The organism is Streptomyces sp. 1222.5, assembly GCF_900105245.1.
Lineage (GTDB): Bacteria > Actinomycetota > Actinomycetes > Streptomycetales > Streptomycetaceae > Streptomyces > Streptomyces albidocamelliae.
In genome coordinates this window covers 2,547,715-2,572,169 of the sequence record NZ_FNSZ01000001.1, presented here as the reverse complement: position 1 = coordinate 2,572,169, position 24,455 = coordinate 2,547,715, and the positions used below count along the sequence as shown (strand labels likewise).

General features: G+C 71.6%; 22 protein-coding genes. 13 read left to right on the top strand and 9 right to left on the bottom strand.

Annotated elements, in window-relative coordinates:
- Positions 1–16: 16 nt before the first annotated feature.
- Complete coding sequence (locus tag BLW57_RS11455; protein ID WP_093474168.1) at positions 17–853, bottom strand: glutamate ABC transporter substrate-binding protein; 837 nt, start codon at positions 851–853, stop codon at positions 17–19.
- 68 nt (positions 854–921) lie between these two features.
- Complete coding sequence (locus tag BLW57_RS11450; RefSeq protein WP_073897771.1) at positions 922–1,698, bottom strand: amino acid ABC transporter ATP-binding protein; 777 nt, start codon at positions 1,696–1,698, stop codon at positions 922–924.
- Between the two features lie 293 nt (positions 1,699–1,991).
- Here BLW57_RS11450 and BLW57_RS11445 point away from each other — a divergent pair, with 293 nt between their 5' ends.
- Both BLW57_RS11445 and BLW57_RS11440 read left to right on the top strand, forming a co-directional pair.
- A complete protein-coding gene (locus BLW57_RS11445) occupies positions 1,992–2,678 on the top strand; it encodes a response regulator transcription factor (protein WP_093474166.1) in 687 nt (228 codons plus the stop codon).
- A 9-nt stretch (positions 2,679–2,687) separates the two neighbouring features.
- The gene (locus tag BLW57_RS11440) at positions 2,688–4,103 is read left to right on the top strand and encodes a sensor histidine kinase (protein WP_093474165.1); all 1,416 of its coding nucleotides are present in this window, start codon (positions 2,688–2,690) and stop codon (positions 4,101–4,103) included.
- 157 nt (positions 4,104–4,260) lie between these two features.
- Here the strand turns inward: BLW57_RS11440 and BLW57_RS11435 are convergent, their stop codons facing one another.
- On the bottom strand, positions 4,261–5,259 hold the full coding sequence (locus BLW57_RS11435; protein ID WP_093474163.1) for a TAXI family TRAP transporter solute-binding subunit: 999 nt from the start codon (positions 5,257–5,259) through the stop codon (positions 4,261–4,263).
- A 117-nt stretch (positions 5,260–5,376) separates the two neighbouring features.
- On the opposite strand from BLW57_RS11435, the gene BLW57_RS11430 reads away from it, so the two are divergent.
- Positions 5,377–5,775 carry a pyrophosphohydrolase domain-containing protein gene (locus BLW57_RS11430; RefSeq protein ID WP_093474162.1) on the top strand — a complete coding sequence of 133 codons (399 nt, stop codon included), beginning with the start codon at positions 5,377–5,379 and terminating at the stop codon, positions 5,773–5,775.
- A 103-nt stretch (positions 5,776–5,878) separates the two neighbouring features.
- Here the strand turns inward: BLW57_RS11430 and BLW57_RS11425 are convergent, their stop codons facing one another.
- From BLW57_RS11425 to BLW57_RS11415, 3 genes are all read right to left on the bottom strand, one after another.
- Positions 5,879–7,306, bottom strand: coding sequence for a hypothetical protein (locus BLW57_RS11425; protein WP_256339465.1), 1,428 nt, complete (start codon positions 7,304–7,306; stop codon positions 5,879–5,881).
- 303 nt (positions 7,307–7,609) lie between these two features.
- The gene (locus BLW57_RS11420) at positions 7,610–8,053 is read right to left on the bottom strand and encodes a MarR family winged helix-turn-helix transcriptional regulator (RefSeq protein WP_093474160.1); all 444 of its coding nucleotides are present in this window, start codon (positions 8,051–8,053) and stop codon (positions 7,610–7,612) included.
- A gap of 46 nt (positions 8,054–8,099) precedes the next feature.
- Positions 8,100–8,459, bottom strand: a complete 360-nt coding sequence (locus BLW57_RS11415) for a DUF6204 family protein (protein WP_093474159.1) — start codon at positions 8,457–8,459, stop codon at positions 8,100–8,102.
- Positions 8,460–8,683: 224 nt separating this feature from the next.
- On the opposite strand from BLW57_RS11415, the gene BLW57_RS11410 reads away from it, so the two are divergent.
- From BLW57_RS11410 to BLW57_RS11400, 3 genes are all read left to right on the top strand, one after another.
- Positions 8,684–9,433, top strand: a complete 750-nt coding sequence (locus BLW57_RS11410; RefSeq protein WP_093474157.1) for a PP2C family protein-serine/threonine phosphatase — start codon at positions 8,684–8,686, stop codon at positions 9,431–9,433.
- A 77-nt stretch (positions 9,434–9,510) separates the two neighbouring features.
- Positions 9,511–11,040: a tRNA (N6-isopentenyl adenosine(37)-C2)-methylthiotransferase MiaB gene (gene miaB / locus BLW57_RS11405; protein WP_093474156.1), complete on the top strand. Its 1,530-nt coding sequence runs from the start codon at positions 9,511–9,513 to the stop codon at positions 11,038–11,040.
- A 172-nt stretch (positions 11,041–11,212) separates the two neighbouring features.
- Positions 11,213–11,926 carry a class III extradiol dioxygenase subunit B-like domain-containing protein gene (locus tag BLW57_RS11400; protein ID WP_093474154.1) on the top strand — a complete coding sequence of 238 codons (714 nt, stop codon included), beginning with the start codon at positions 11,213–11,215 and terminating at the stop codon, positions 11,924–11,926.
- A gap of 186 nt (positions 11,927–12,112) precedes the next feature.
- On the opposite strand, the gene BLW57_RS11395 is transcribed toward BLW57_RS11400, so the two are convergent.
- Together BLW57_RS11395 and BLW57_RS11390 are read right to left on the bottom strand one after the other, a co-directional pair.
- A complete protein-coding gene (locus BLW57_RS11395; RefSeq protein WP_093474152.1) occupies positions 12,113–12,397 on the bottom strand; it encodes an antitoxin in 285 nt (94 codons plus the stop codon).
- 38 nt (positions 12,398–12,435) lie between these two features.
- The gene (locus tag BLW57_RS11390; protein ID WP_093474150.1) at positions 12,436–12,729 is read right to left on the bottom strand and encodes a hypothetical protein; all 294 of its coding nucleotides are present in this window, start codon (positions 12,727–12,729) and stop codon (positions 12,436–12,438) included.
- Between the two features lie 184 nt (positions 12,730–12,913).
- Here BLW57_RS11390 and miaA point away from each other — a divergent pair, with 184 nt between their 5' ends.
- From miaA to hflX, 6 genes are all read left to right on the top strand, one after another.
- On the top strand, positions 12,914–13,852 hold the full coding sequence (gene miaA / locus BLW57_RS11385; RefSeq protein ID WP_093474149.1) for a tRNA (adenosine(37)-N6)-dimethylallyltransferase MiaA: 939 nt from the start codon (positions 12,914–12,916) through the stop codon (positions 13,850–13,852).
- Between the two features lie 107 nt (positions 13,853–13,959).
- A complete protein-coding gene (locus BLW57_RS11380; RefSeq protein ID WP_093474147.1) occupies positions 13,960–14,538 on the top strand; it encodes a hypothetical protein in 579 nt (192 codons plus the stop codon).
- A 62-nt stretch (positions 14,539–14,600) separates the two neighbouring features.
- The gene (gene dapF, locus BLW57_RS11375) at positions 14,601–15,470 is read left to right on the top strand and encodes a diaminopimelate epimerase (RefSeq protein ID WP_093474145.1); all 870 of its coding nucleotides are present in this window, start codon (positions 14,601–14,603) and stop codon (positions 15,468–15,470) included.
- A gap of 284 nt (positions 15,471–15,754) precedes the next feature.
- On the top strand, positions 15,755–17,953 hold the full coding sequence (locus BLW57_RS11370) for a RelA/SpoT family protein (RefSeq protein WP_093474144.1): 2,199 nt from the start codon (positions 15,755–15,757) through the stop codon (positions 17,951–17,953).
- Between the two features lie 187 nt (positions 17,954–18,140).
- Positions 18,141–19,643 (top strand): M1 family metallopeptidase, encoded by a 1,503-nt coding sequence (locus BLW57_RS11365; RefSeq protein WP_093474142.1) that lies wholly within the window; start codon positions 18,141–18,143, stop codon positions 19,641–19,643.
- A 156-nt stretch (positions 19,644–19,799) separates the two neighbouring features.
- Positions 19,800–21,290, top strand: a complete 1,491-nt coding sequence (gene hflX / locus BLW57_RS11360; RefSeq protein ID WP_093474141.1) for a GTPase HflX — start codon at positions 19,800–19,802, stop codon at positions 21,288–21,290.
- A gap of 69 nt (positions 21,291–21,359) precedes the next feature.
- Here hflX and BLW57_RS11355 read toward each other — a convergent pair whose 3' ends face one another.
- Positions 21,360–22,583, bottom strand: coding sequence for a trypsin-like serine peptidase (locus BLW57_RS11355; RefSeq protein WP_176985548.1), 1,224 nt, complete (start codon positions 22,581–22,583; stop codon positions 21,360–21,362).
- Between the two features lie 381 nt (positions 22,584–22,964).
- On the opposite strand from BLW57_RS11355, the gene BLW57_RS11350 reads away from it, so the two are divergent.
- Positions 22,965–24,437, top strand: a complete 1,473-nt coding sequence (locus BLW57_RS11350) for a diaminobutyrate--2-oxoglutarate transaminase family protein (RefSeq protein WP_093474139.1) — start codon at positions 22,965–22,967, stop codon at positions 24,435–24,437.
- Positions 24,438–24,455: the final 18 nt, after the last annotated feature.

Below are 24,455 nucleotides of genomic sequence, written 5' to 3'. Positions count from 1 at the left end.
CGCCGGGGGCATTGCCTCAGCTCTTGACGTCGCCGATCTTCGGGGCCAGCTCGTTCTTGTAGTTGGCCGGGCCGAAGTTCTTCGCCACGGCCGCCTTCCACGAACCGTCGGAGACCATCGACTCCAGGGCCTTGTTGATCTTGGCCTTGAGGTCGCTGCCCTTCTTGACGCCGATGCCGTAGTTTTCGTTGGTCATCTTGAAGCCGCCGAGCTGGAACTTGCCCTTGAACTGCGACTGCGAGGCGTAACCGGCGAGGATCGAGTCGTCCGTGGTCAGGGCGTCGATGGCCTTGTTCTGGAGACCGGTCAGGCAGGCGGAGTAGGTCGGGTACTCCTGCAGCTGAGCCTTGGGAGCCAGCTTGTCGTGCACGTTCTGCGCCGAGGTGGAGCCGGTGACCGAGCACAGCTTCTTGTTGTTGAGGTCCTTCGGCGACTTGATGGACTTGTCGTCCGCGCGGACCAGCACGTCCTGGTGGGCCAGCAGGTAGGGGCCGGCGAAGTCGACGAGCTTCTCGCGCTCCGGGGTGATCGAGTAGGAAGCGGCGATGAAGTCGACGTCCCCGCGCTTCAGCATCGTCTCGCGGTCGGCGCTCTTCGACTCCTTCCACTCGATCTGGTCCGCGCCGTAACCGAGCTTCTTGGCGACGTAGGTCGCCACGTCGACGTCGAAGCCCGCGTAGCCCTGCGGGGTCTTCTGGCCGATGCCCGGCTGGTCGAACTTGATGCCGATGGTGATCTTCTTGCCGCCGCCGGAGGAGCTGTTGTCGTCCTTCTTGTCGCCGCCGCACGCGGTGGCTGCCACGGACAGGGAGAGCAGGACGGCCGAGGCGGCGGTGACCTTGCGGAGCTTCATGGTGAACATCCTTTGAGTGGTGAGGAACGAGGTCCCTGTGGCGCGTAGGACGCGACCGGGGCGTGCCGTCAGTGGTGCAGGATCTTGGACAGGAAGTCCTTGGCCCGGTCGCTGCGCGGGTTGCTGAAGAACTGGTCGGGCGCAGCCTGTTCGACGATCCGGCCGTCCGCCATGAAGACGACACGATTTGCAGCCGATCGTGCGAAGCCCATCTCGTGGGTGACGACGACCATGGTCATCCCCTCACGGGCGAGCTGCTGCATGACCTCGAGGACCTCGTTGATCATCTCGGGGTCGAGGGCCGAGGTCGGCTCGTCGAAGAGCATGACCTTCGGGCCCATGGCCAGTGCCCGGGCGATGGCCACACGCTGCTGCTGGCCGCCGGACAGCTGGGCGGGGTACTTGTCGGCCTGGGTGCCCACGCCGACCCGGTCGAGCAGGGCCCGCGCCTTCTCCTCGGCCTGCTTCTTGTCCGTCTTGCGGACCTTGAGCTGGCCCAGCATCACGTTCTCGAGCACGGTCTTGTGCGCGAAAAGGTTGAAGGACTGGAAGACCATCCCGACGTCCGCCCGCAGCCGGGCCAGTTCGCGGCCCTCGTGCGGCAGCGGCTTGCCGTCGATCGTGATGGCGCCCGAATCGATCGTCTCCAGACGGTTGATGGTGCGGCACAGGGTCGACTTTCCGGACCCGGAGGGCCCGATGACCACGACGACCTCGCCGCGGGCGATCGTCAGGTCGATGTCCTGGAGCACGTGCAACGCGCCGAAGTGCTTGTTGACGCTCTTCAGGACGACCAGTTCGTCGGATGCGGCCGCGTCCTCCTTGGCCACCGATACATTGGTCATCGCTCTCGGGCTCCGTCCTCCTCGGTTTCCGAGGACAGTAGTGAGCGGCTGTGACCTGCGTCATCACATCTGAGGGAGATCTGAGCATCACGATCCGATAGCAAGCGGACACATGTCGTAGCACTTGTGACCTGTGTGCGTATCGGCCGGATAACGGAAGCGGCGGGCAACCCGAACGCTCTTGACGCCGTCCTTACCAATCGGCGTCACTGCCATGGTGCACGCGCGCGTGCGTCGAGTACACGGCGCAAGAGAACCGAGACCGTACGACCGCTGAACCGGAGGGGGACGGAGTGAGACTGCTCCTCGTCGAGGACGACAACCACGTCGCCGCGGCGCTGTCCGCCGTCCTCGCGCGGCACGGCTTCGACGTCACGCACGCGCGCAGTGGCGAGGAGGCCCTTCAGGCGCTCGTCCCCGAGGGCGCGGGTTTCGGCGTGGTCCTGCTCGACCTCGGCCTGCCCGACCAGGACGGCTACGAGGTCTGCGGCAAGATCCGCAAGCGCACCAGCACCCCGGTGATCATGGTGACCGCGCGGTCCGACGTGCGCTCCCGCATCCACGGGCTCAACCTGGGCGCCGACGACTACGTCGTGAAGCCCTACGACACCGGCGAGCTGCTCGCCCGTATCCACGCCGTCAGCCGGCGCACCGTCCACGAGGACGTGGCCGCGGCGGCCGAGAACGCGCTGCTCCTCGGTTCCGTACGCATCGAACTGCCCACCCGCCAGGTGAGCGTGGGCGGTTCGGTCGTCCAGCTGACCCGCAAGGAGTTCGACCTCCTCGCGCTGCTCGCCCAGCGGCCCGGAGTGGTCTTCCGGCGGGAGCAGATCATCAGCGAGGTCTGGCGCACCAGTTGGGAGGGCACCGGTCGCACCCTGGAGGTGCACGTCGCCTCCCTGCGCGCCAAGCTGCGCATGCCCGCGCTGATCGAGACCGTGCGCGGCGTCGGCTACCGGCTCGTCGCTCCGGCCGCCTAGCGAGGACGGGTGCGTACACGGCTCCTCCCGCTGCTCATCGTCCTGCTGGCGGCCGTCCTGCTCGCCCTCGGCGTCCCGCTGGCCGTCAGCTGGGCCGCCGGCCAGCAGCAGCGGGTCGTCGTGGACCGGATCGACGACACGGCACGCTTCGCCGCGCTCGCCCAGTTCGTCAGCGACGGGCCCAGCGGCTCCCGCCGCACCACCACCGACGGGCGGTGGGAGACCCTGCGCAGTGAGATGGAGAGCTACTACGGCGTCTACGGCATACGCGCGGGTGTCTTCTACCGCAACGGTTCGGCGATGGCCAACGCACCCGGCGACTGGTTCGTACCGCCCGCGGGGGAGGTGCGCGAGGCGTTCGACGAGGCGCTGCTCAGCCGCCGCAGCCACGACCCGAGGCAGGTGTGGCCCTGGCAGCGCAGCCGGCTGGTCGTCGCCTCCCCCGTGATCCGGGACGGGGACGTCGTCGCGGTGGTGGTCACCGACTCGCCCACCGGGCAGATGCGGTCGCAGATCCTGCGCGGCTGGCTGTTCATCGGAGCCGGCGAGATCGCGGCCATGCTGCTCGCCGTCGGCGCCGCGCTGCGCCTGACCGGCTGGGTACTGCGCCCCGTACGGATCCTGGACGCCACCACCCACGACATCGCCACCGGACGCCTGAAGTCCCGCGTGGCGGTGGGCGGTGGCCCGCCGGAACTCAGACGGCTGGCCCGCTCGTTCAACGAGATGGCGGACAACGTCGAGGACGTGCTGGAGCAGCAGCGCGCCTTCGTCGCCGACGCCTCGCACCAACTGCGCAACCCGCTCTCGGCGCTGCTGCTGCGCATCGAACTGCTCGCCCTGGAGCTCCCCGAGGGCAACGAGGAGATCGCCTCGGTCCGCACCGAGGGCAAGCGCCTCGCGCAGGTCCTGGACGACCTGCTCGACCTGGCGCTGGCCGAGCACGCCGAGGCGGACCTCCGGCTGACCGACATCGGAGCCCTGGCCGAGGAGCGGGTGGCCGCCTGGTCACCGGCCGCCGACGCCAAGGACGTCCGGCTCACCGGCGACCGCCCGCCCCTCACCGCCTGGGCCGACCCGATCGCCCTGTCCAGCGCGCTGGACGCGGTGATCGACAACGCCGTGAAGTTCACACCCGAAGGAGGCACCGTCGAGGTCAGCGTCTCCGCGGACGGCGACACCTCCACGGTCGTCGTCACCGACACCGGCCCCGGACTCACCGGCGAGGAACTCGAGCGTGTGGGCGACCGCTTCTGGCGCAGCGGCCGGCACCAGAACGTCAAGGGCTCGGGCCTCGGCCTGTCGATCACGCGCGCCCTGCTCGCGGCGGGCGGCGGCTCGATCGACTACAGCCACCACGAGCCGCGCGGGCTGCGGGTGACGGTCTCGGTACCGCGGAACGCGGACAGCGGGCAGCGGGTCTGACCGGTCCGAGGGCCTGTCAGGTTCCTGGGCCTGTCCGGTTCGAGGCCGGTCCGGTGGGGCGATGGCCGGTCGGGGAACCGGCTGCGAGAGGCCGGGCCGTGCCCGCCGGCGCGCGGTGGGTGATGGCCGGAGGCGGACACCCGCGGCGGAACGCCGGCTAAGGCTTCATCGACCGGTAGTAGCGCCGGGCGCCCTCCTGGAGGGGCAGCGGGTCGGTGTAGATCGCGGTACGCAGGTCGACCAGCTGTGCCGAGTGGACGTGGGCGCCGATGCCGTCACGGCTGTCGATCACCGTACGGGTCACCCACTCGGTCAGCCGCGGATCGACGTCCGCGCGGGTGATCAGCACGTTGGACACCGCGATCGTCGGTACCTGAAGACCCTGCTGCACGGCGGGGTAGGCGGATTCGGGGATGTTGGCCGCCCGGTAGTAGCGGGCCTCCTGGCCCTCGTCGTGCAGCCTCGTGATCAGCTCGTCGTCGATCGGCACGAAGGTGAACGCCGACTTCTTCGCCAGCGCGACCAGCCCCTTGGTGGGCAGGCCGCCCGACCAGAAGAAGGCGTCGATCTTCCCCTGCTGAAGCCGGCCCGGCCCGATGTCGATGCCGTCGGCGACCGGCGTGATGTCCTTGCGCGGGTCGATTCCCGATGCCCGCAGCACGCGGTCGGCGATCAACCGGACGCCGGAGTCGGGCTGCCCGGTCGCCACTCGCTTGTGGCGCAGGTCGGCGACGCTCTTGATGGCGGAGCCGCGGCGCACGACGAGCTGCACGTAGTCGTCGTAGAGCCTGGCGACACCGCGCAGCCGCCCGGCGCCCTCGCCGTGCCGCAGCTCGTACGTCTCCACGGCGTCGGCCGCCGCGATGGTGAAGTCCGCCTTCCCGGTGGCCACCCGCTGGACGTTCTCCTGGGAACCGGCGCTCTTGAGGAGCTTCACCTCCAGGTCCGGCATGTCCTCGGCCATCTCGTTGCGCAGCCGCTCGCCGTACTCCTGGTAGACACCCCGGGACGTCCCGGTGCTGAAGACGATCGTCCCGCTCGGCGGCTTCTCGCCCAGGGGCAGCAGCCACCACAGCAGCAGCCCGAGGGCCACGGCACCGACGGTCGCGCTCTGCAGCGCCCGGCGCCTGCTGATACGGGGGAACACCTTGGACATGCGGCGATCCTGCCAGGCGACGCGCGAGGCTGGCCAGGGTCGAGGTCACTCCGGGTCCGGAAGGCCCTGCCGGGACGGCCCGAGGGCTCTGTCAGTGGCCGCCCTTAGAGTCGGCGTATGACCACTTCGCCCGCCGGCCTCGTCCGTGAGTTCCACCGCGCCTTCGGCCTCGACACCCGCAGCACGCCCGCGGAGGTGTCCCCCGAACTGGCCGCCCACCGCGGGGAACTGCTCGCCGAGGAGGCCGCGGAGGTCGCCGAGGTCGCCGTCGAGGGCCCACTGGACCGGCTCGCGCACGAGCTGGCGGACGTGGTCTACGTGGCGTACGGCACGGCTCTGGTCCACGGCATCGACCTCGACGAGGTGATCGCCGAGATCCACCGCGCCAACATGAGCAAGCTCGGCCCGGACGGGCAGGTCGCCCGCCGGGCCGACGGCAAGGTCCTCAAGGGGGAGCACTACCGGGCGCCGGACGTGTCGGCCGTGCTGCGCGGCCAGGGCTGGATACCGGGCTGAGCCGTCCGGCTACGTTCACGCGCCGCGCACGGTGCCGGAACCGGGCTCGCGTGCCGGAGGCGACTCGGGCGCGAGAACCCGGCTCACGGTGCCGGAGTGACCGCTACGCCCCCAGCGAGCCGCCCGCCAGCTTCCACTCGCGGTGCAGGGCGCCCAGCGGGATGCTCCGCTGGATGACCGGCGTGCCGAAGATGGACAGCTGCAGGCGCAGGGTGCCGGACAGGTCGACGCCGCCGTACGCGGCCCAGGTGCCCTCGGCCGTCGGCCGGCTGCCGTCGGAGGCGGCGGTGACCGTCCCGGCGGCTTCGCCGCGCAGATAGGGGGCGAGGTCCGCGGTGACGCCGACGGTGCCGTAGAGACCGACGGAGGCCTCGGCGCCGAGCGCCGTCTTCACGCTTCCGGCCGAGCTGAGCGACGCGCGTACCGGGGTGCTCGTCATGTCCGAGGAGCTGACCGGCGTCCATCCCCTGGCCGGGCCGAAGGTGCCGCCCGCCTTGAAGTCGCCCTTGAGACTCTGCTCGACGTCGACGGTGACATGCCCGTCGCCGCTGATCTGCGCGTAGCAGGTGAGGTCCAGGTTGACGACGACCGGGACGGGACCCACCTGGAGGACGGGGTCGGCGTGCAGCTTGGCGAACGGGATGCGCAGCGGTGTTCCGGTGGCCGCGGCGGCCCGGCCCTTGACCGCCCAGCCGGAGGTCCAGTCACCGGACACACCCAGGTACGCCGACCCGGGTGCGGTGTCGGTCCCGGCGCCGCCGTAGGCGAAGTCGACCTGCGGTGCGACCTGGACGAAGCCGTGCATGGAGGCGGTGGCGGAGACCGGTGCGTCCTTGGCCGTGGGGATCTCGGCGCTCACGTCGAGCCGCAGGCTGCCGAGCGGCACCTTCGCGCCCTTGGGGCCGACGTGCACGTCACCGGCCTTGGACCAGGACACCTTCACATCGGGCAGCAGCTTGTCGACGGTGAACGCGGACGGGTCGACCGGCACGTCGCCCTTCGCGGTGTCGTCGCCGAGCAGCGCGTTCAGCGCGGCCGGTTCCGTCTGCACCTCCGTGCCGTGACCGGTCTCGCCGATCACCTTGGTGACCTTGGCGAGCAGCCCGTGCGGCGCGCCCGGCGCGGGCGCGCTGGCGATGACGTCGCCGACGGCGGCCGTGCGGGGAGGGGCGGTCGAGCCGGCGGAGGGGGTGGGTGTCGCGCTCGGTGAACTCCCCTTCCCCTTGGCCTTGTCGGAGATGACGGCGCGCCTGGTGCGGCTGTCGTACGAGCTGACCTTGAGCGTGGTCCTGTGCGCCTGCCGGCCGGCGGTGCCCGGACCGGCCGTGGCGGTCGCGGTGGCGGTGGGAGCGGCGGCGACGGTGAGCGAGTGGTCCGAGTGGTCGTCGGCGGGGACGGTGTCGGTCTTGATCCGCTGGCCGTGCTCGGCCGCCGCCGACTGCCCGGCGTGCGGTGCCGGCGAGGAGCAGGCGGAGGCGAGGAAGAGGGTGGTCACGGCGAAGGCGGGCAGCAGGACACGCCTGTGCCTCATGCGTCTGCGCAAGGTTGTTCCTGAAGGAGGTGGGGGGTGGCGGAGAGGTACTCGACATGCACCGAGGAACGGCCTACTCGCAGGTAGAACCAGTCGGTAACTCGGTGATGGGCCATGAGCATGCCATGGCCGCCCTCACCGGCCTCTCACAAACCGGCCACATCGCAACGTGACGTGCCACACGGCGAGTTCACGTCAGTGCTGACCGGAAACCGTGAACGGGTCGCCGTCTGCGGGAAGCGGCGACCCGCTCCCGTCTCCAGTGCCGACGACCGGAAGGCCGCCCGGATAGGCGGTCCGAACTCAGCGCCCGGCAAGCCCTGTTCCGCCGAGTCGGGTCAGCAGGCCCGACAGCAGAGCGAGGTCGTCCCCGCCCCACGCCGGGCCGGCGAACAACTCCCCGGCGGTCTCCTCGGCCGTGGCCACCATCTCCCGGAGCCGTTGCCGGCCCGCCGTGGTCAGCGTGGCGTAGGCGACCCGCGCGTCCCGGGCGTCCGGTTCGCGGGTCACCAGTCCGATCCTCTCCAGGGGAGCCAGTCCCCGTGTGACCCCGGAAGCCGTCAGCCCCAGCGCCTCGGCCAGATCGACCCGGCGCATCCGGCCGCCGGGCGCCTCACCCAGCCGTAGCAGCAGGGTGAAGTCGGCGAGGCTGACCCCGTGCAGGCCGCTCAGTCGGGCATCGAACCGTCGTACGAGCGTCGCCTGCGCCCGTACCAGCCGCAGCGCGGCGTCCAGGGCATCGCTCATGGCCGCCGGTTCCTCCGTTCATTGCTGCCTCCTTGAGTGCGCAAGTTTATGAGTCGAGTGAACGGGCCGCTCGACGCTGCCGCTTGCTCAGAGGCGCCTGGGAGAGGTCCTCGGCGGTGGACCGCAGGTTCTTGAAGCCGTAGCCGCGGTCGGTCAGCCAGGTCCTCACCGCCTCCTCGGCCCGCTCGGTCGCCTCCAGGATGTCCTCCTCTTCCTCCCCCGTGTCGGAGAAGCGGAAGGTGAAGGCCGGCCGGGCGGCGATGTCGTAGGTGAGGTGTCCCTCGGCGGTGAACGCGGCTTTCAGGACGTCGTGTCGGGCGGCGTCGACCAGCAGCGAGGCCCGCTGTGCCTCGGTGAGACCGTCGAAGACACCGCGTACGGTGACGCGGAAGGTACGAGTACTCATCCCGCGACCTTAGACACCGCCGGGCCGGACCCTCCACCGGGTTTCCGGCACCGACGCGCGCACGGGGGTGCTGCCGGAAGGACGACCGGATGCGCATCCACGGGGCGGCCTACCCTTGAAGGAAGGACCAGTGGCGGCGGCTCGGCCGGGGTTCGCGGTCGATCCGGATCCGGAGAGGGCCACTGGGTCGGCGGTGCCTCCCGCGCGGAAGGCGGTGGCGTTCCATGCGGTACGTGGCGGTGAGTGCGCTGAGTCATCCGGGGCTGCTCCGCGAACGCAACGAGGACAGCCTCGTGGTCGGGCCGTGGACGCTGTGCGCCACGGTGACCGAGAGCCCGCAGACCCTCGTCTTCCCGACCGGCACACCCCTGGTCGTCGCCGTCGCCGACGGGCTCGGCGGGCATCCCGGCGGCGATGTGGCGAGCGCGCTGGTCGTGCGCCGGATCGCGATGAACGGGCCGGCCCTGAGCGACGAGGACGCCGTCCGTGACGCGCTCAACGCCTGCAACCGTGCCGTGTACGAGGCCGCCGGCGGCGACGCGGGAGGTGAGTTCGCCGCCATGGGGACGACGGTCGCCGGCGCCGTCGTACTCCCCGACTCGCTGCTGGTGTTCAACGTCGGCGACAGCCGGGTCCTCGCGGCCTCGGGGGACGGGCTCCGTCAGGTGAGCGTCGACGACAGCCCCCCGCTCGAACCCGGAAGGCGCACCACCTCCATCGTGACCCAGTGCCTGGGCGGCACCCGCACGTACCGGGCCGTCCGCCCCCACGTCACGACCGAGCCTCTGACGCCCGGCGCCCGCTACCTCATCTGCACCGACGGTCTGACCGATCCGCTGCCGCCGGAGGCGATCGACGAGGTGATGCGCGAGCACGACGACAGCCGGGCGGCCTTCGAGCTGTGGAAGGCCGCCATCGCGGAGGGCGGCCCCGACAACATCACCCTGGCGATCCTGCGTGTGCCGGACGAGTAGCCGGTCGCCCCGGAAGCGGGGCCGTCCCCTCCGGGAAGCGGGAAAAGGGGCTCCGGGGAACCGCCTACTCTTGAGGCATGACCAGCAGCAGCGACCGGAGCCCGGCAGTGGACGTTCGATCATCCAAGACGTACGAGATCCGCACCTACGGGTGCCAGATGAACGTCCACGACTCCGAGCGGTTGTCCGGACTGCTGGAGGAGGCCGGATACGTGCGCGCGCCCGAGGGCTCGGACGGGGACGCGGACGTCGTCGTCTTCAACACCTGCGCCGTACGGGAGAACGCCGACAACCGGCTCTACGGCAACCTCGGCCGGCTCGCGCCGAGGAAGGCCTCGCGGCCCGGTATGCAGATCGCGGTCGGCGGCTGCCTCGCGCAGAAGGACCGGGACACCATCGTGAGCCGGGCGCCCTGGGTGGACGTCGTCTTCGGCACCCACAACATCGGCAAGCTGCCCGTGCTGCTGGAGCGCGCCCGCGTCCAGGAGGAGGCGCAGGTCGAGATCGCCGAGTCGCTGGAGGCGTTCCCGTCCACCCTGCCGACCCGGCGGGAGAGCGCCTACGCGGCCTGGGTCTCGATCTCCGTCGGCTGCAACAACACCTGCACCTTCTGCATCGTCCCCGCGCTGCGCGGCAAGGAGAAGGACCGCCGCCCCGGCGACATCCTCGCCGAGGTGGAGGCTCTGGTCGCCGAGGGCGTGTCCGAGATCACGCTGCTCGGTCAGAACGTCAACGCCTACGGCTCGGACATAGGCGACCGCGAGGCCTTCAGCAAGCTGCTGCGCGCGTGCGGACGGATCGAGGGGCTGGAGCGGGTCAGGTTCACCTCCCCGCACCCGCGCGACTTCACGGACGACGTCATCGCCGCCATGGCCGAGACGCCGAACGTGATGCCGCAGCTGCACATGCCGCTGCAGTCCGGCTCGGACACCGTCCTGAAGGCGATGCGCCGCTCCTACCGGCAGGAGCGCTACCTCGGGATCATCGAGAAGGTGCGGGCGGCCATCCCGCACGCCGCGATCACCACCGACATCATCGTGGGCTTCCCCGGCGAGACCGAGGAGGACTTCGAGCAGACGCTGCACGTGGTGCGCGAGGCGCGGTTCGCCCAGGCCTTCACCTTCCAGTACTCCAAGCGCCCCGGCACCCCGGCCGCGACGATGGAGGACCAGATCCCCAAGGAGGTCGTCCAGGCGCGCTACGAGCGTCTCGTCGCCCTTCAGGAGGAGATCTCCTGGGAGGAGAACAAGAAGCAGGTCGGCCGCACCCTGGAGCTGATGGTCGCCGAGGGCGAGGGCCGCAAGGACGGCGCCACCCACCGTCTCTCCGGCCGCGCCGCCGACAACCGCCTGGTCCACTTCACCAAGCCGGAGCAGGAGGTGCGCCCCGGTGACGTGGTCACCGTCGAGGTGACGTACGCCGCCCCGCACCATCTCCTCGCCGAGGGCGCCGTCCTCGACGTGCGCCGCACGCGCGCGGGGGATGCCTGGGAGAAGCGCAACGCCGCCGAGGCCGCCAAGCCGGCCGGCGTCATGCTCGGTCTGCCGAAGATCGGTGTGCCGGCGCCGCTGCCGGTCGCCACGGGCAGCGGCTGCGGCTGCGACTGACCGGACACAGCCGGGCACTCGCCGGCAGTCGGGACGCGGGGAGCGCGGATTCCGTGCGCCTGGACCGGCCCCGGCACGCGACCTGTTCACCGAGCCGGAGTGGTACTCGGGGCCGATCGGACCCGAGTACCACTCCGGGGTGATCGGTCGCTGACGGCGTACGCTGCCGATCATGCTTGTCGCCGCCGCAGTCTGCCCCTGTCCGCCGCTGCTCGTGCCCGAGGTCGCCGCCGGCGCCGCGCCCGAACTGGACGCGGCGCGCGCCGCGTGCGCGGACGCGCTCGGCGTGCTCGCCGCCGCCCGCCCGGATCTGCTGGTGGTCCTCGGTCCCGCCGAGCACAGCGGGCGCGGTCCGTTCCCGCAGGGCACCCCGGGCTCCTTCCGCGGGTTCGGGGTCGACCTGGACGTCCGGCTGGGCGCCGCGCCGGAGACCGTCGCCGAGCGTGAGCTGCCGCCGTCGCTGGCCGTCGGCGCCTGGCTGCTGGAACGGACCGGCTGGGCGGACGCCCCGATCGAGGGGCTCGGCATCGGCGAACCGCTCGCGCCCGAGCGGTGCGTCGACGTGGGGCGGGAGATCGGCGCCCGGGCCGGACGGGTGGCGCTGCTGGTGATGGGAGACGCCAGCGCCTGCCGCTCCGTCAAGGCACCGGGTTACCTCGACGAGCGGGCGGCGCCCTTCGACGCCGAGGTCGCGCGGGTGCTGGGTGCGGCGGACGTGGCCGGGGTCCGGGCGCTGGACGCCGAGCTGGCACAGGAGCTGAAGGCCGCCGGCCGCGCCCCCTGGCAGGTCCTCGCGGGAGCCGCCGAGGGCGCGGACCTCGGCGGGAACCTGCTGTACGAGGACGCGCCGTACGGCGTGGGATACCTGGTCGCCACCTGGTCCTAGCGGACATGCCGGACGGCCGGGAGCCGTTCGGCTCCGCGGCCGTCCGCCAGTCGTCCTCTCGGCCGGTTCCCGCCGTCGGCGTGCCCGCCGGGACGATCACCGTGTTGCCGGGGCGGTCACCGTTCCGTCGGGACGATCACCCTGTCGTACCGACGGAGACCGGCGAGCGGGCCTGAACCGTCAGGATCAGGAGGTCGGCGGCGGGCCTTCCGGCCGGGTGGGAGTCACCGGGTCGGTGGGGGTCGCCGTCGTGTGCGTGCCGTCCTTGTGCGCGAGGCGGTCCATCGCCTCCTTCGCCTTGCCCGTGCCCGCGTGGATCTTCTCGCTGTACTTGCCCTTGGTCCGCTCGTCGACGGCCTTCGCGGCCTTGTCGATTCCGTGCTGGACCTTGCCCCCGTGCTGTCGCGCGAGATCCGACACCTTGTCCTTGGCCGGCGCGAGCTTGGCCTTCACGTTGTCCATCAGACTCATGGTCCACCTTCCCTCACGGACCTTCCCTCACGGGACAGTCACCTGCGGGCGCCGTCGCCGGCCTCGTTGTCGGCGGCCTCCTCGGCGGACTGCTGCTTGGGGATGCCGGTGCTTTGGGAAGCGTCGTCCTCCGTACCGGCCTCGATCCGTGCCGGCATGCCCTCACGCTCCTCCTCGGCCGAGCCCCGCGCCTCCGCCGGTTCGGCTCCCTTCGCCTCCGCCGACTCCGCTGCCGCCTCGGCCTCGTCCGGCTCGCAACCGGCCGGGGCCTCGGCGGCCGACGGCTCCTGCGTCGCCTTCGACCTGCCGAGGAGTCGTGCAAACACGCCCATATCCACTCCATACGGTACTCGTGCGGGCGAATTCCCGCGTCACCCGGTGCGTAGGGTTGCGCCGCCCGGGTCACCGCCTCCGGGAGTCCGGGCAGGCGGCACCTCGCCACGGGCAACGACCCGGTTCACACGCCGTCACGTAACTCGTTCGAGAGCCCGTCCGGAGGTTTGCGAGACTGGTGCGGTGAGCAGTGCATCCGTCGCCCCGCGCGTCATCGCCGTCGTAGGTCCCACCGCGGCCGGAAAGTCCGATCTCGGCGTCTTTCTGGCCCAGCAGCTCGACGGCGAGGTCGTCAACGCCGACTCGATGCAGCTGTACCGGGGGATGGACATCGGCACCGCCAAGCTGACGCCCGAGGAACGCGGCGGCGTCCCGCACCACCTGCTGGACATCTGGGACGTGACGGTCACCGCCTCGGTCGCCGAGTACCAGAAACTGGCCCGCGCGCGGATCGACGCTCTGCTCGCCGAGGGCCGCTGGCCGATCCTCGTCGGCGGCTCCGGCCTGTACGTCCGCGGGGCGGTCGACAACCTCGAGTTCCCGGGCACCGACCCCGAGGTCCGGGCCCGGCTGGAGGAGGAGCTCGCGCTGCGCGGCCCCGGTGCGCTGCACGCCCGCCTGGCCGCCGCCGACCCCGAGGCCGCCCGCGCGATCCTGCCGAGCAACGGCCGCCGTATCGTCCGGGCGCTCGAGGTGATCGAGATCACCGGTCAGCCGTTCACCGCGAACCTGCCGGGGCACGACTCCGTCTACGACACCGTCCAGATCGGCGTCGACGTGGCTCGTCCGGAACTGGACGACCGTATCGCGCGCAGGGTGGACCGGATGTGGGACGAGGGCCTCGTGGACGAGGTGCGCGCCCTGGAGGCGCAGGGGCTCCGCGAGGGGCGTACGGCGTCGCGTGCGCTCGGTTACCAGCAGGTGCTCGCGGCGCTCGCGGGGGAGTGCACCGAAGCGGAAGCGCGGGCCGAGACCGTCCGTGCCACCAAGCGCTTCGCGCGCCGGCAGGATTCCTGGTTCCGGCGGGACCCCCGCGTGCACTGGCTGAGCGGGGCCTCGGCGGACCGCGGGGAACTGCCGCGGCTGGCCCTGACGTTGGTCGAACGACCGGTCACAGCCTGATCACGTGATGGCATCGGGATGCGCCGCCGGTCATCCCGGCCTTCGGCGTCGTGCCATCATCGAGCTTCGATCGACCAAGTGGAGCCTAGTTGGGAGGGCGCGTGGCGATGGAGGCCGGCCCTCGCGACACCGCGCAAAGCGCCGAGCACGTCACCACTGAGGGTGACGACCGGGAGCACGTCGAGGACCGTCGGACCGGAGATCCTCTGGACGGAGATCCACTGACGGACGACCGGCTGGCGGAAGACCGTCTGGCCGAGGACCGTCTGGCCGACGACGGACCCGACGAGACGCCTGTCGGCGTCACCGCCGACGGGCCGTCGCCGGAGGAGATGTACCCGGGCGGCCCGGAGGTCGAGGTCGAGCTGCGCCCGCAGCGCCGGCTGCGCATCTGGCAGCTCGCGCCCATCGTGGGGCTCTCCGCCGTCGGGTCCCTGATGTTCGCCTTCCCGCTCGCCTTCGACTTCGGCGACAGCGGTGCCGTCATCGCCATGCTCGGCCTGCTGATCTGCTCGTGCGCCGCCGGCTGGGGCATGATGGCCGCCCGCCGGGTGGGCTACACCTGGCCCGGCCTGCCGCCGCGCGGCTCCGGCCGCCGCTCCGACTGGCGGGTCGTCCTCGGCTACGTCCTGCTGGTCGCGTTGGTCGTGGTCCTCGCCGTCTGGCGCGTGGCGAGACTCCGCTGAGGCGGTTCCCACCGTCCCCGTCCCATCGGCTCCCCGGCGGAGCGCTCCCGTACGATCGAGGAATGAGCACGCGGATCGCCTTCCTCAAGGGTCACGGCACCGAGAACGACTTCGTGATCGTCCCGGACCCCGAGAACGCCCTCGACCTGACCCCGGCCGCCGTCGCCGCCCTGTGCGACCGCCGGGCCGGCATCGGCGGCGACGGGGTGCTGCACGTCGTACGGTCCGCCGCGCACCCGGAGGCCCGGGCCATGGCCGCCGAGGCCGAGTGGTTCATGGACTACCGCAACAGCGACGGCTCCATCGCGGAGATGTGCGGCAACGGCGTCCGTGTGTTCGCGCGCTACCTCCAGCACGCCGGTCAGGTGGCCGAAGGGGACCTCACGATCGCCACGCGCGCGGGTGTGAAGTCCGTACACATCGCGAAGGACGGTGACGTCACCGTCGGCATGGGCAGCGCCCGCCTCCCCGAGGGGGACGTCATGGTGAGCGTCGGCGAGCACAGCTGGCCCGCCCGCAACGTGAACATGGGAAACCCCCACGCGGTCGCCTTCGTGACCGACCTCGAAGAGGCCGGCCGTCTGCTCGACCCGCCGCCGGTGAGTCCCGCGGGCACCTACCCGGACGGGGTGAACGTCGAGTTCGTCGTCGACCGCGCCCCCCGCCACGTCGCCATGCGCGTGCACGAGCGCGGTTCCGGCGAGACCCGCTCCTGCGGCACCGGCGCGTGCGCCGTCGCCGTGGCCACCGCGCGGCGCGACGGGGCCGACCCGGCCGTCACCGGCACCCCGGCGACGTACACCGTCGACGTGCCCGGCGGGCGCCTGGTCATCACCGAGCGGCCCGACGGCGAGATCGAGATGACCGGGCCCGCCGTGATCGTCGCCGAGGGCGAGATCGACGCCGAATGGCTGGAAAACGCCGTCCGCTGATCCGGCTGGACCGGGAGCCTTGCGGCCCCGCCCGTACGGACCAGCACGTACTCACGGCCGGGGTCGTTCGAAACCCCGGCCGACTCAAGGGCACTTGGCGTAAACCCTAAACCTCGGTGCGGTCGCTCGAATGGGTGATCCGTTTCACGCTCGCCCGGAGGCGGTCGGTCGGGCGTGTTGGGCTCGGTAGCATCAAGCACCGGCACGGACGGGGGAACGTCGCCATCCCTGAGCCTCGTACGCCCTTGGGGCCCCGTCCACCGGTCCACGAGCCGGAGGTGCCCATGAGTGCGGAGGCCACGAATCCTGCGACGCCTGGCCCGGTAGCGCCCCCGGCGCCACAGGCGCTGACGCCGTCTGTGGCGCCCACGGCGGCCCGCCGGAAGTCCCGGCCCCGGATCGACCTGCGGCGGCTCGGCCGCGTCGCACTGCTCGGCCCCGCCGTACGCGGCAGACTGCCCGACGCGATCAGCCATGTCGCGGACGCGCACCGCGCCCACCATCCCGACGCCGACCTCGAACCCCTGCGCCGCGCCTACGTCCTGGCGGAGTCCTCGCACCGCGGCCAGATGCGCAAGAGCGGGGAACCGTACATCACGCACCCTCTCGCCGTGACCCTCATCCTCGCGGAACTCGGCGCCGAGACGACGACGCTGACGGCCTCGCTGCTGCACGACACGGTCGAGGACACCGATGTGACGCTGGAGCAGGTGCGGGAACAGTTCGGCGAAGAGGTTCGTTATCTCGTCGACGGGGTCACGAAACTGGAGAAGGTCGACTACGGGGCGGCCGCCGAACCCGAGACCTTCCGCAAGATGCTCGTCGCCACCGGCAGCGACGTGCGCGTGATGTCGATCAAACTCGCCGACCGCCTGCACAACATGCGCACCCTCGGCGTGATGCGCCCCGAGAAACAGGAGCGGATCGCCAAGGTCACCCGTGACGTCCTCATCCCGCTCGCCGAGCGCCTCGGAGTGCAGGCCCTCAAGACCGAGCTGGAGGACCTGGTCTTCGCCATCCTCCACCCCGAGGAGTACGAGCACACCAGGGAACTCATCGCCGGGAACGCCGCGCGCGAGGCCGATCCCCTCGCCGAGGTCGCCGAGGAGATGCGCGGTGTGCTGCGCGAGTCCGACATCCAGGCCGAAGTCCTCATCCGCCCCCGGCACTTCGTCTCCGTCCACCGCGTCGCCCGCAAGCGGGGCCGGCTGCGCGGCGCCGACTTCGGCCGGCTGCTGGTGCTGGTGGGCGAGGACGCCGACTGCTACGGCGTCCTCGGCGAACTGCACACCTGTATGACGCCGGTCGTCTCGGAGTTCAAGGACTTCATCGCCGTACCCAAGTTCAACCTCTACCAGTCGCTGCACACCGCCGTCGCCCGACCGGACGGCCAGGTCGTCGAAGTCCTCATCCGTACCCACCAGATGCACAAGGTCGCCGAGGCGGGTGTCGTGGCGCTCGGGAACCCGTACGCCCCGGGCGCCGACGACCCGGCCGACGGCGAGCGCGCGGACCCCACCCGGCCCGGCTGGCTCTCCCGGCTCCTCGACTGGCAGCAGGCCGCCCCCGACCCCGACACCTTCTGGTCCACGCTGCGGGAGGACCTCGCCCAGGACCGCGAGATCACCGTGTTCCGCCCCGACGGCGGCACCCTCGGCCTGCCCGAGGGAGCCACCTGTGTGGACGCCGCCTACGCCCAGTACGGCGAGGACGCGCACGCCTGCATCGGCGCCCGTGTCAACGGCCGCCTCGCCACGCTCAGCACCGTCCTCAAGGACGGCGACACCGTCCAGCTCCTGATGGGCCAGGACCCCGCCTCCGAGCCGTCCCGCGAGTGGCTGGACCATGCCCACACCCCGGCCGCCCGCATCGCCATCCAGCGCTGGCTCGCGACACACCCGGGGGGCGACGCCGACACCGGGGAGCCGAGCGGCACCCGCCCCGGACGGCAGGAGGCAGCCGCTCCCGCACGCCCCACGGGTGCGCCGGCCGAATCCGCCGCCCCCGCCGGTCCCGCGGACACCGCCCCCGCGCCCCGGCCGCGCGGCGCCGACGTCCTCGCGGACCTGCCAGGTGCCTCTGTACGGCTCGCCCGGTGCTGTACGCCCGTACCGCCCGACGAGATCACCGGCTTCGCGGTCCGCGGGGGAGTGGTGACCGTGCACCGCGCGGAGTGCGCGGCGGTGGCGCCCATGAAGAGCCGGGGGCGTGCGGAGATCGGCGTGCGCTGGGGAGACACCGCCGAATGCCGGGTCACACTGGTCGCTGAATCGTTCGGGCGCCCCCACCTGCTCGCCGATCTCACCGAGGCGATCGCCCTGGAGGGCGCGGAGATCGTCTCCGCCACGGTCGAACCGCCCAGCCAGCAGCGCGTGCGCCACACGTACACCCTCCAGCTCCCCGACGCGGCCCGACTCCCGGGCCTGATGCGCGCCATGCGGGACGTGCCCGGGGTGTACGACGTGGGCCGGGCCCAGCACTGACAAGCCGTCGGCCCGCGCCGGCCCGGCGAGGTGACCGACGGCTGTGTCCGGGCCCGCGGCAGGGCGACCGGAGACCTCGGCCCGGGCGCCCGGCATGCGGCAGGAAGGACCTCGCTCCCCAACCCGTTCGGGTGGGTCGGGTGCGCGGCTCCGCGGCAACGCCCGGAGGCACTGGTAGCGGTGGTCCATGCTGCTCACCCCTCGCCTTCGGTCCAAGCCCCGGATCACCCGGCACCGGAAGGCGGCCCTGCTCGCCTCCGCCGTCTCCGTCTGCCTCCTCGCCGCCGCGGCCCCGGCCGAGCCCCTGGGCGTCGGCGACCGGCTCTACCCGTACCTGGGAAATCCCGGCTACGACGTTGCCTCGTACGACCTGAACCTCACCTACCCCGGCACCAACGACAAGCCGCTGCAGGCCGTCACCACCATCGACGCCTGGACCACCGCCGACCTCGACCGCGTGAACCTCGACTTCGCCCACGGCACCGTCCAGAGCGTCGAGGTCGACGGACGCCCCGCCGACTTCTCCACGGCCGGCGACGACCTGGTCGTCACCCCGGCCCACTCCCTGCACAGGGGCCTGTGGACCCGGATCACCGTGCGGCACACCAGCGACCCCGTCGCCGGCAAGAACCAGGAGGGCGGGTGGGTGCGCACCACCGACGGCCTGGCCATGGCCAACCAGGCCGACGCCGCGCACCTGGTCTTCCCCTGCAACGACCACCCCTCCGACAAGGCGATGTTCACCTTCCGGATCACCGCGCCGAACGGCTGGACCGCCGTCGCCAACGGCCTGCCCGCCGGAGCGGACCGGGTCGGGACCACCACCACCTGGACCTACCGCACCCAGCACCCCATGGCCACCGAACTCGCCCAGGTGTCCATCGGCCGCTCCGCCGTGGTGCGCCGCCAGGGACCGCACGGGCTGCCCGTCCGGGACGTCGTGCCCAGCGCCGACCGCAAGGCCCTCGAACCCTGGCTCGCCAAGACCCCCGGCCAGATCGCCTGGCTGGAGAACAAGGTCGGCAGGTACCCGTTCGAGACGTACGGCGTGCTCATGGCACAGGCGTCCACCGGCTTCGAGCTGGAGACCCAGACCCTCTCGCTGTTCGAGAAGGAACTGTTCACCGAGCCCGCCTACCCCAAGTGGTACGTCGAATCGGTCATGGTGCACGAGCTGTCCCACCAGTGGTTCGGCGACAGCGTCAGCCCCCGCACCTGGTCCGACGTCTGGCTGAACGAGGGCCACGCCACCTGGTACGAGGCGCTGTACTCCGAGGAGACCGCGAAGCGGCCCATGGTGGACCGCATGAAGGCCGCCTACGGTGCCTCCGACCGCTGGCGCCAGTCCGGCGGCCCGCCCGCGCTGCCCAAGGCGCCCGTGCCCGGCGAGAAGATCAGCATCTTCCGGCCCAACATCTACGACGGCGCCGCGCTCGTGCTGTACGCCCTGCGGCAGGAGATCGGCCGGCCCGCCTTCGAGCGGCTGGAACGGCTCTGGGTCCAGCAGCACCGGGACTCCACCGCCACCACCGCCGACTTCGTGCGGCTGGCCTCGGCCGTCGCCGGCCGCGACCTGGGCGGCTTCTTCCAGGCCTGGCTGTACGGCGAGAAGACCCCGCCCATGCCCGGCCACCCCGACTGGAAGAGCGCACCGCCCGACCAGGCCACCAAGGCGCACACCCGGCGATAACCCGGTGACGAGACGTGCCGTCCCGTGCGACCATCATTCGGTCGGCGCCGCACGGGACACGGGAATCTCCCGGGGTACCCGAGCGTTGGACACCACGAGCGGTCCAGGTACCTCCCGGACGCGCCGTAACGGCATTCCCATCGACGTAAGGATCCAATGACCTCCTCTTCTTCCCCTTCCCAGGACACCCAGCGCCTCGCGCACGCCTATCCCGAAGGTCTTCGGGCCGATGCCCTGATGGAAGAGGACGTCGCCTGGAGCCACGAGATCGACGGCGAGCGTGACGGCGAACAGTTCGACCGTTCCGAGCGCGCCGCCCTGCGCCGCGTGGGGGGACTGTCCACCGAGCTGGAGGACGTCACCGAGGTCGAGTACCGCCAGCTCCGCCTGGAGCGGGTCGTGCTCGTCGGCGTGTGGACCACCGGAACCGCCCAGGACGCCGACAACTCCCTCGCGGAGCTGGCCGCCCTCGCGGAGACGGCGGGCGCGCAGGTGCTCGACGGCGTCATCCAGCGCCGCGACAAGCCCGACGCGGCCACCTACATCGGCTCCGGCAAGGCCGCCGAGCTGCGGGACGTCGTCATCGAAACGGGCGCGGACACCGTCATCTGCGACGGTGAGCTCAGCCCCGGCCAGCTCATCCAGCTGGAGGACGTGGTCAAGGTCAAGGTCATCGACCGCACGGCCCTGATCCTGGACATCTTCGCCCAGCACGCCAAGTCCCGAGAGGGCAAGGCGCAGGTCGCGCTCGCGCAGATGCAGTACATGCTGCCGCGGCTGCGAGGCTGGGGCCAGTCGCTGTCCCGGCAGATGGGTGGCGGTCGCGGCGGCCTCGCCACGCGTGGTCCCGGTGAGACCAAGATCGAGACCGACCGGCGCCGGATCCGCGAGAAGATGGCGAAGATGCGCCGGGAGATCGCGGAGATGAAGACCGGCCGCGAGATCAAGCGCCAGGAGCGCCGGCGGAACAAGGTGCCGTCCGTCGCCATCGCGGGCTACACCAACGCCGGCAAGTCCTCCCTGCTCAACCGGCTCACGGGCGCCGGCGTCCTGGTCGAGAACGCCCTGTTCGCGACCCTGGACCCGACCGTCCGCCGCGCGGAGACCCCGAGCGGCCGCCTGCACACGCTGGTGGACACCGTCGGCTTCGTCCGGCACCTGCCGCACCACCTGGTCGAGGCGTTCCGCTCCACCATGGAGGAGGTCGGCGACTCCGACCTGATCCTGCACGTGGTGGACGGCTCGCACCCCGCCCCGGAGGAGCAGCTCGCCGCCGTGCGCGAGGTGATCCGGGACGTCGGCGCCACCGACGTGCCCGAGATCGTCGTGATCAACAAGGCGGACGCGGCCGACCCGCTGGTCCTCCAGCGGCTGCTTCGCGTGGAGAAGCGCTCCATCGCCGTCTCGGCCCGCACCGGCCGGGGCATCGAGGAGCTGCTCGCCCTGATCGACGACGAGCTGCCCCGCCCCTCGGTCGAGGTCGAGGCGCTCGTGCCGTACACCCACGGCAAGCTCGTCGCCCGCGCCCACACCGAGGGCGAGGTGCTCTCCGAGGAGCACACCGCCGAGGGCACCCTGCTCAAGGTCCGGGTGCACGAGGAACTGGCGGCGGACCTGGCGCCCTACGCGCCGGTCTCCGCGGCCTGACCCGGCACACCACGAAGGCCCGCCACCCCCTCGGGGCGGCGGGCCTTCGCGCTGTCACGGCGAGCGCGGCTACCGCCCGGCGAACTTCTTGCTGACCGAGTCGTACACGCCCTTGGCCACATCACCGAGCCGGGGACCGGCCAGCCAGCCCGAGCTGACCGGGCCGATGCTGGTGTTGGACACCAGCGCCGGCTTGCCGTCCGCGCCCGTCTCCACCCAGCCACCACCGGAGGAGCCACCGGTCATCGTGCAGCCGATCCGGTACATCGTCGGATCCGCCTTGTCGATCGACAGCCGGCCCGGCTTGTCCTGGCACTGGTACATCAGCTGACCGTCGAAGGGAGCCGCCGCCGGATACCCGGTCGCCGTGATGCTCTGCACCTTCGGCACGGCCGGCGCATTGAAGTTCACCGGCAGCGCCCCGCCGACCGTCTCCTCCAGCGACTTGCCGTCACTGCCCTGCTCCGGCGTCACATGGATGACCGAGAAGTCGTACGAGGCTCCGTTGCCGCCCGTCTCGCCACCCTGGTCGATCCACTGCTGCGAGGTCTGCGCGGCATCCGCCCACCAGACACCGTACGGAGCGACCTCGGCCCGGCTGGCGCCCTCCAGCTGCGCGGCCGACTTGCCCGCGTTGTTGTACGACGGCACGAACGCGATGTTGCGGTACCAGCCGCCCTTCTTGCCGGCGTGCACACAGTGCCCCGCGGTCCAGATCATGTTGGACTTGCCCGGGTGGGCCGGGTCCTTCACGACCGTCGCCGAGCACACCATGGTGCCCTCGGGGGAGTCGAAGAACACCTTGCCCGAGGTGGCGGCACTGGTGTGGTACGGCGGCGCGACGGCCTGCGCCCTCACAGGCTGCGGCGTCGGGTCCGTGACGCCCTGGTCACCGGAGATGTCGTTGTCGTCGACGCCCTTGTCCGGGTCGTCGGCGTCCCGCATCCGGTCCGGGTCCCACAGACCCTTGATGATCGGGTTGATGAAGTCGTTGGCCTCGCGCAGCCAGTCGTCCCTGTTCCAGTTCTTCCAGGCGCCGTCTTTCCACTTGTCGACGTCGATCCCGTGCTCCTTGAGCCTCTCCTTGAGGTCGTCCGGGATCTTGATCTTTCCGTCGCCGGTGCTCGCCGCGGTCGCGGTGGCGGTCGGCTTGCCGTCGGCCTTGTCGTCGCCGTTGCAGGCGGTGGCGGTCAGCGCCAGCGCCGAGACGAGGGCGACCGCCGCCAGCGCGGGGGAGGTACGTCGGCTGCCCCTCCCTCGCCGAGCGGTGAACGGCGGCCGTATGGATCGCATGGTCTTGACTCCCCCTGAGGTGAAGGAACTCGGCGCTTCGGCCGTGCCACCGGCGGCGAACCCCCGGGGAGTTCACGCCGGTCCCACGGCCAACTGGGAACGGCATCACACACTATGCGCTCGCTGTGGGCGACTTCCGACGGATCGGCAACGGTTCGGCTACAAGCCGTCTGACCTGGCCAACCATTACTGGATCTTTCGACTTGACGTCTCCTCGTCACCACCCCCGTTCCGGACGGCGGACCTGAAGTCCGGCGAAAATGACTTCGAATCAGGCCGTAACCCGTAGAGCGGTCGGCGGTTGTAGCGGTGGGGGGCCCGCTGCCCAAGTCCGGTCCCCGCCATCAACACGCCTCTGAACAGCGGGGAGGACAACGAGCTGTGTCCGTTACGGAGTCGGTGGCCGAAGGGCTGCCCGGACAAGCGCCGGCCGTGCACGAGGGGATCCTGCGGCGTCAGTCGGCGCGCGAATCCGCGGCGCGCACCTACGCCCGGGCGCTGCCCATCGTGCCGGTCAGGGCACGAGGACTCACCATCGAGGGCGCCGACGGCCGCCGCTACCTCGACTGCCTCTCCGGCGCCGGCACCCTCGCCCTCGGCCACAACCACCCCGTGGTCCTGGAAGCCGTCCGCAGGGTCCTCGACTCCGGCGCCCCCCTCTCCGTCCTCGACCTCGCGACCCCGGTCAAGGACGCCTTCATCACCGAGCTCTTCCGCACGCTGCCGCCCGGCCTCGCCGGACGCGCCCGCGTCCAGTTCTGCGGCCCGGCCGGCACGGACGCCGTCGAGGCCGCCCTGAAACTGGTCCGGGTCGCTACCGGTCGTACCGGCATCCTCGCCTTCACCGGCGCCTACCACGGCATGACCGCAGGCGCGCTGGCCGCCTCCGGCGGCGCCCACGACGTCCAGGTGACCCGTCTGCCCTATCCGCAGGACTACCGCTGCCCCTTCGGTATCGGCGGCACACGCGGCGCCGAGACCGCCGCCCGGTGGACCGAGTCCCTTCTCGACGACCCCAAGTCGGGCGTCCCGCTGCCCGCCGGGATGATCCTCGAACCCGTCCAGGGGGAGGGCGGGGTGATCCCCGCACCGGACGACTGGCTGCGCCGCATGCGCCGGGTCACCCAGGACCGGTCCATCCCGCTGATCGCCGACGAGGTCCAGACCGGAGTAGGCAGAACCGGCGCCTTCTGGGCCGTCGACCACAGCGGCGTCACCCCGGACGTCATGGTGCTGTCCAAGGCCATCGGCGGCAGCCTCCCCCTGGCCGTGATCGTCTACCGCGACGATCTCGACGTCTGGCAACCCGGAGCCCACGCGGGCACCTTCCGTGGCAACCAGCTCGCCATGGCCGCCGGGACCGCCACCCTCACCCACGTCCGCGAGAACGGCCTCGCCGCCCGGGCCGCCGACCTCGGCTCCCGCATGCTGACCCGGCTCCGCGACGACCTCGGTCACTTCGTGTGCGTGGGGGAGGTGCGGGGCCGAGGGTTGATGATCGGCGTCGAGCTCGTCGACCCGGAGGCGGACGGCTCCGCCCCGGACCCTGTGCCCGCGACCGCCGGCCCGTCCTCGGCACCGAGCGGGCCGGAGTCCACCCGCACCCCGCGCCCGGCAGCGCCGGCTCTCGCGGCGGCCGTACAACGGGAGTGCCTGCAACGGGGGTTGATCGTCGAACTCGGCGGCCGTCACTCCGCCGTGGTCCGGCTGCTCCCTCCGCTGACGATCAGCGAGGAGCAGGCGGCAGCGGTCCTGGACCGCCTGTCCGACGCGGTGGCGGCGGTGGCCCGCGACCACACCCACCACGATCCACGCCACCGCCGACACCACGGCCCGGCCCAGCGCAGCGGCTGAGGACCGAGCACACCCAGT

What these genes read in the sequence shown, in the direction of transcription:
- BLW57_RS11455 (WP_093474168.1), bottom strand. Translation starts at nt 853, where the DNA reads ATGAAGCTCCGCAAGGTCACCGCCGCCTCGGCCGTCCTGCTCTCCCTG.
- BLW57_RS11450 (WP_073897771.1), bottom strand. Translation starts at nt 1,698, where the DNA reads ATGACCAATGTATCGGTGGCCAAGGAGGACGCGGCCGCATCCGACGAA.
- BLW57_RS11435 (WP_093474163.1), bottom strand. Translation starts at nt 5,259, where the DNA reads ATGTCCAAGGTGTTCCCCCGTATCAGCAGGCGCCGGGCGCTGCAGAGC.
- BLW57_RS11430 (WP_093474162.1), top strand. Translation starts at nt 5,377, where the DNA reads ATGACCACTTCGCCCGCCGGCCTCGTCCGTGAGTTCCACCGCGCCTTC.
- BLW57_RS11425 (WP_256339465.1), bottom strand. Translation starts at nt 7,306, where the DNA reads ATGAGGCACAGGCGTGTCCTGCTGCCCGCCTTCGCCGTGACCACCCTC.
- BLW57_RS11420 (WP_093474160.1), bottom strand. Translation starts at nt 8,053, where the DNA reads ATGAGCGATGCCCTGGACGCCGCGCTGCGGCTGGTACGGGCGCAGGCG.
- BLW57_RS11415 (WP_093474159.1), bottom strand. Translation starts at nt 8,459, where the DNA reads ATGAGTACTCGTACCTTCCGCGTCACCGTACGCGGTGTCTTCGACGGT.
- BLW57_RS11410 (WP_093474157.1), top strand. Translation starts at nt 8,684, where the DNA reads ATGCGGTACGTGGCGGTGAGTGCGCTGAGTCATCCGGGGCTGCTCCGC.
- miaB (WP_093474156.1), top strand. Translation starts at nt 9,511, where the DNA reads ATGACCAGCAGCAGCGACCGGAGCCCGGCAGTGGACGTTCGATCATCC.
- BLW57_RS11400 (WP_093474154.1), top strand. Translation starts at nt 11,213, where the DNA reads ATGCTTGTCGCCGCCGCAGTCTGCCCCTGTCCGCCGCTGCTCGTGCCC.
- BLW57_RS11395 (WP_093474152.1), bottom strand. Translation starts at nt 12,397, where the DNA reads ATGAGTCTGATGGACAACGTGAAGGCCAAGCTCGCGCCGGCCAAGGAC.
- BLW57_RS11390 (WP_093474150.1), bottom strand. Translation starts at nt 12,729, where the DNA reads ATGGGCGTGTTTGCACGACTCCTCGGCAGGTCGAAGGCGACGCAGGAG.
- BLW57_RS11380 (WP_093474147.1), top strand. Translation starts at nt 13,960, where the DNA reads ATGGAGGCCGGCCCTCGCGACACCGCGCAAAGCGCCGAGCACGTCACC.
- dapF (WP_093474145.1), top strand. Translation starts at nt 14,601, where the DNA reads ATGAGCACGCGGATCGCCTTCCTCAAGGGTCACGGCACCGAGAACGAC.
- BLW57_RS11370 (WP_093474144.1), top strand. Translation starts at nt 15,755, where the DNA reads ATGAGTGCGGAGGCCACGAATCCTGCGACGCCTGGCCCGGTAGCGCCC.
- BLW57_RS11365 (WP_093474142.1), top strand. Translation starts at nt 18,141, where the DNA reads ATGCTGCTCACCCCTCGCCTTCGGTCCAAGCCCCGGATCACCCGGCAC.
- hflX (WP_093474141.1), top strand. Translation starts at nt 19,800, where the DNA reads ATGACCTCCTCTTCTTCCCCTTCCCAGGACACCCAGCGCCTCGCGCAC.
- BLW57_RS11355 (WP_176985548.1), bottom strand. Translation starts at nt 22,583, where the DNA reads ATGCGATCCATACGGCCGCCGTTCACCGCTCGGCGAGGGAGGGGCAGC.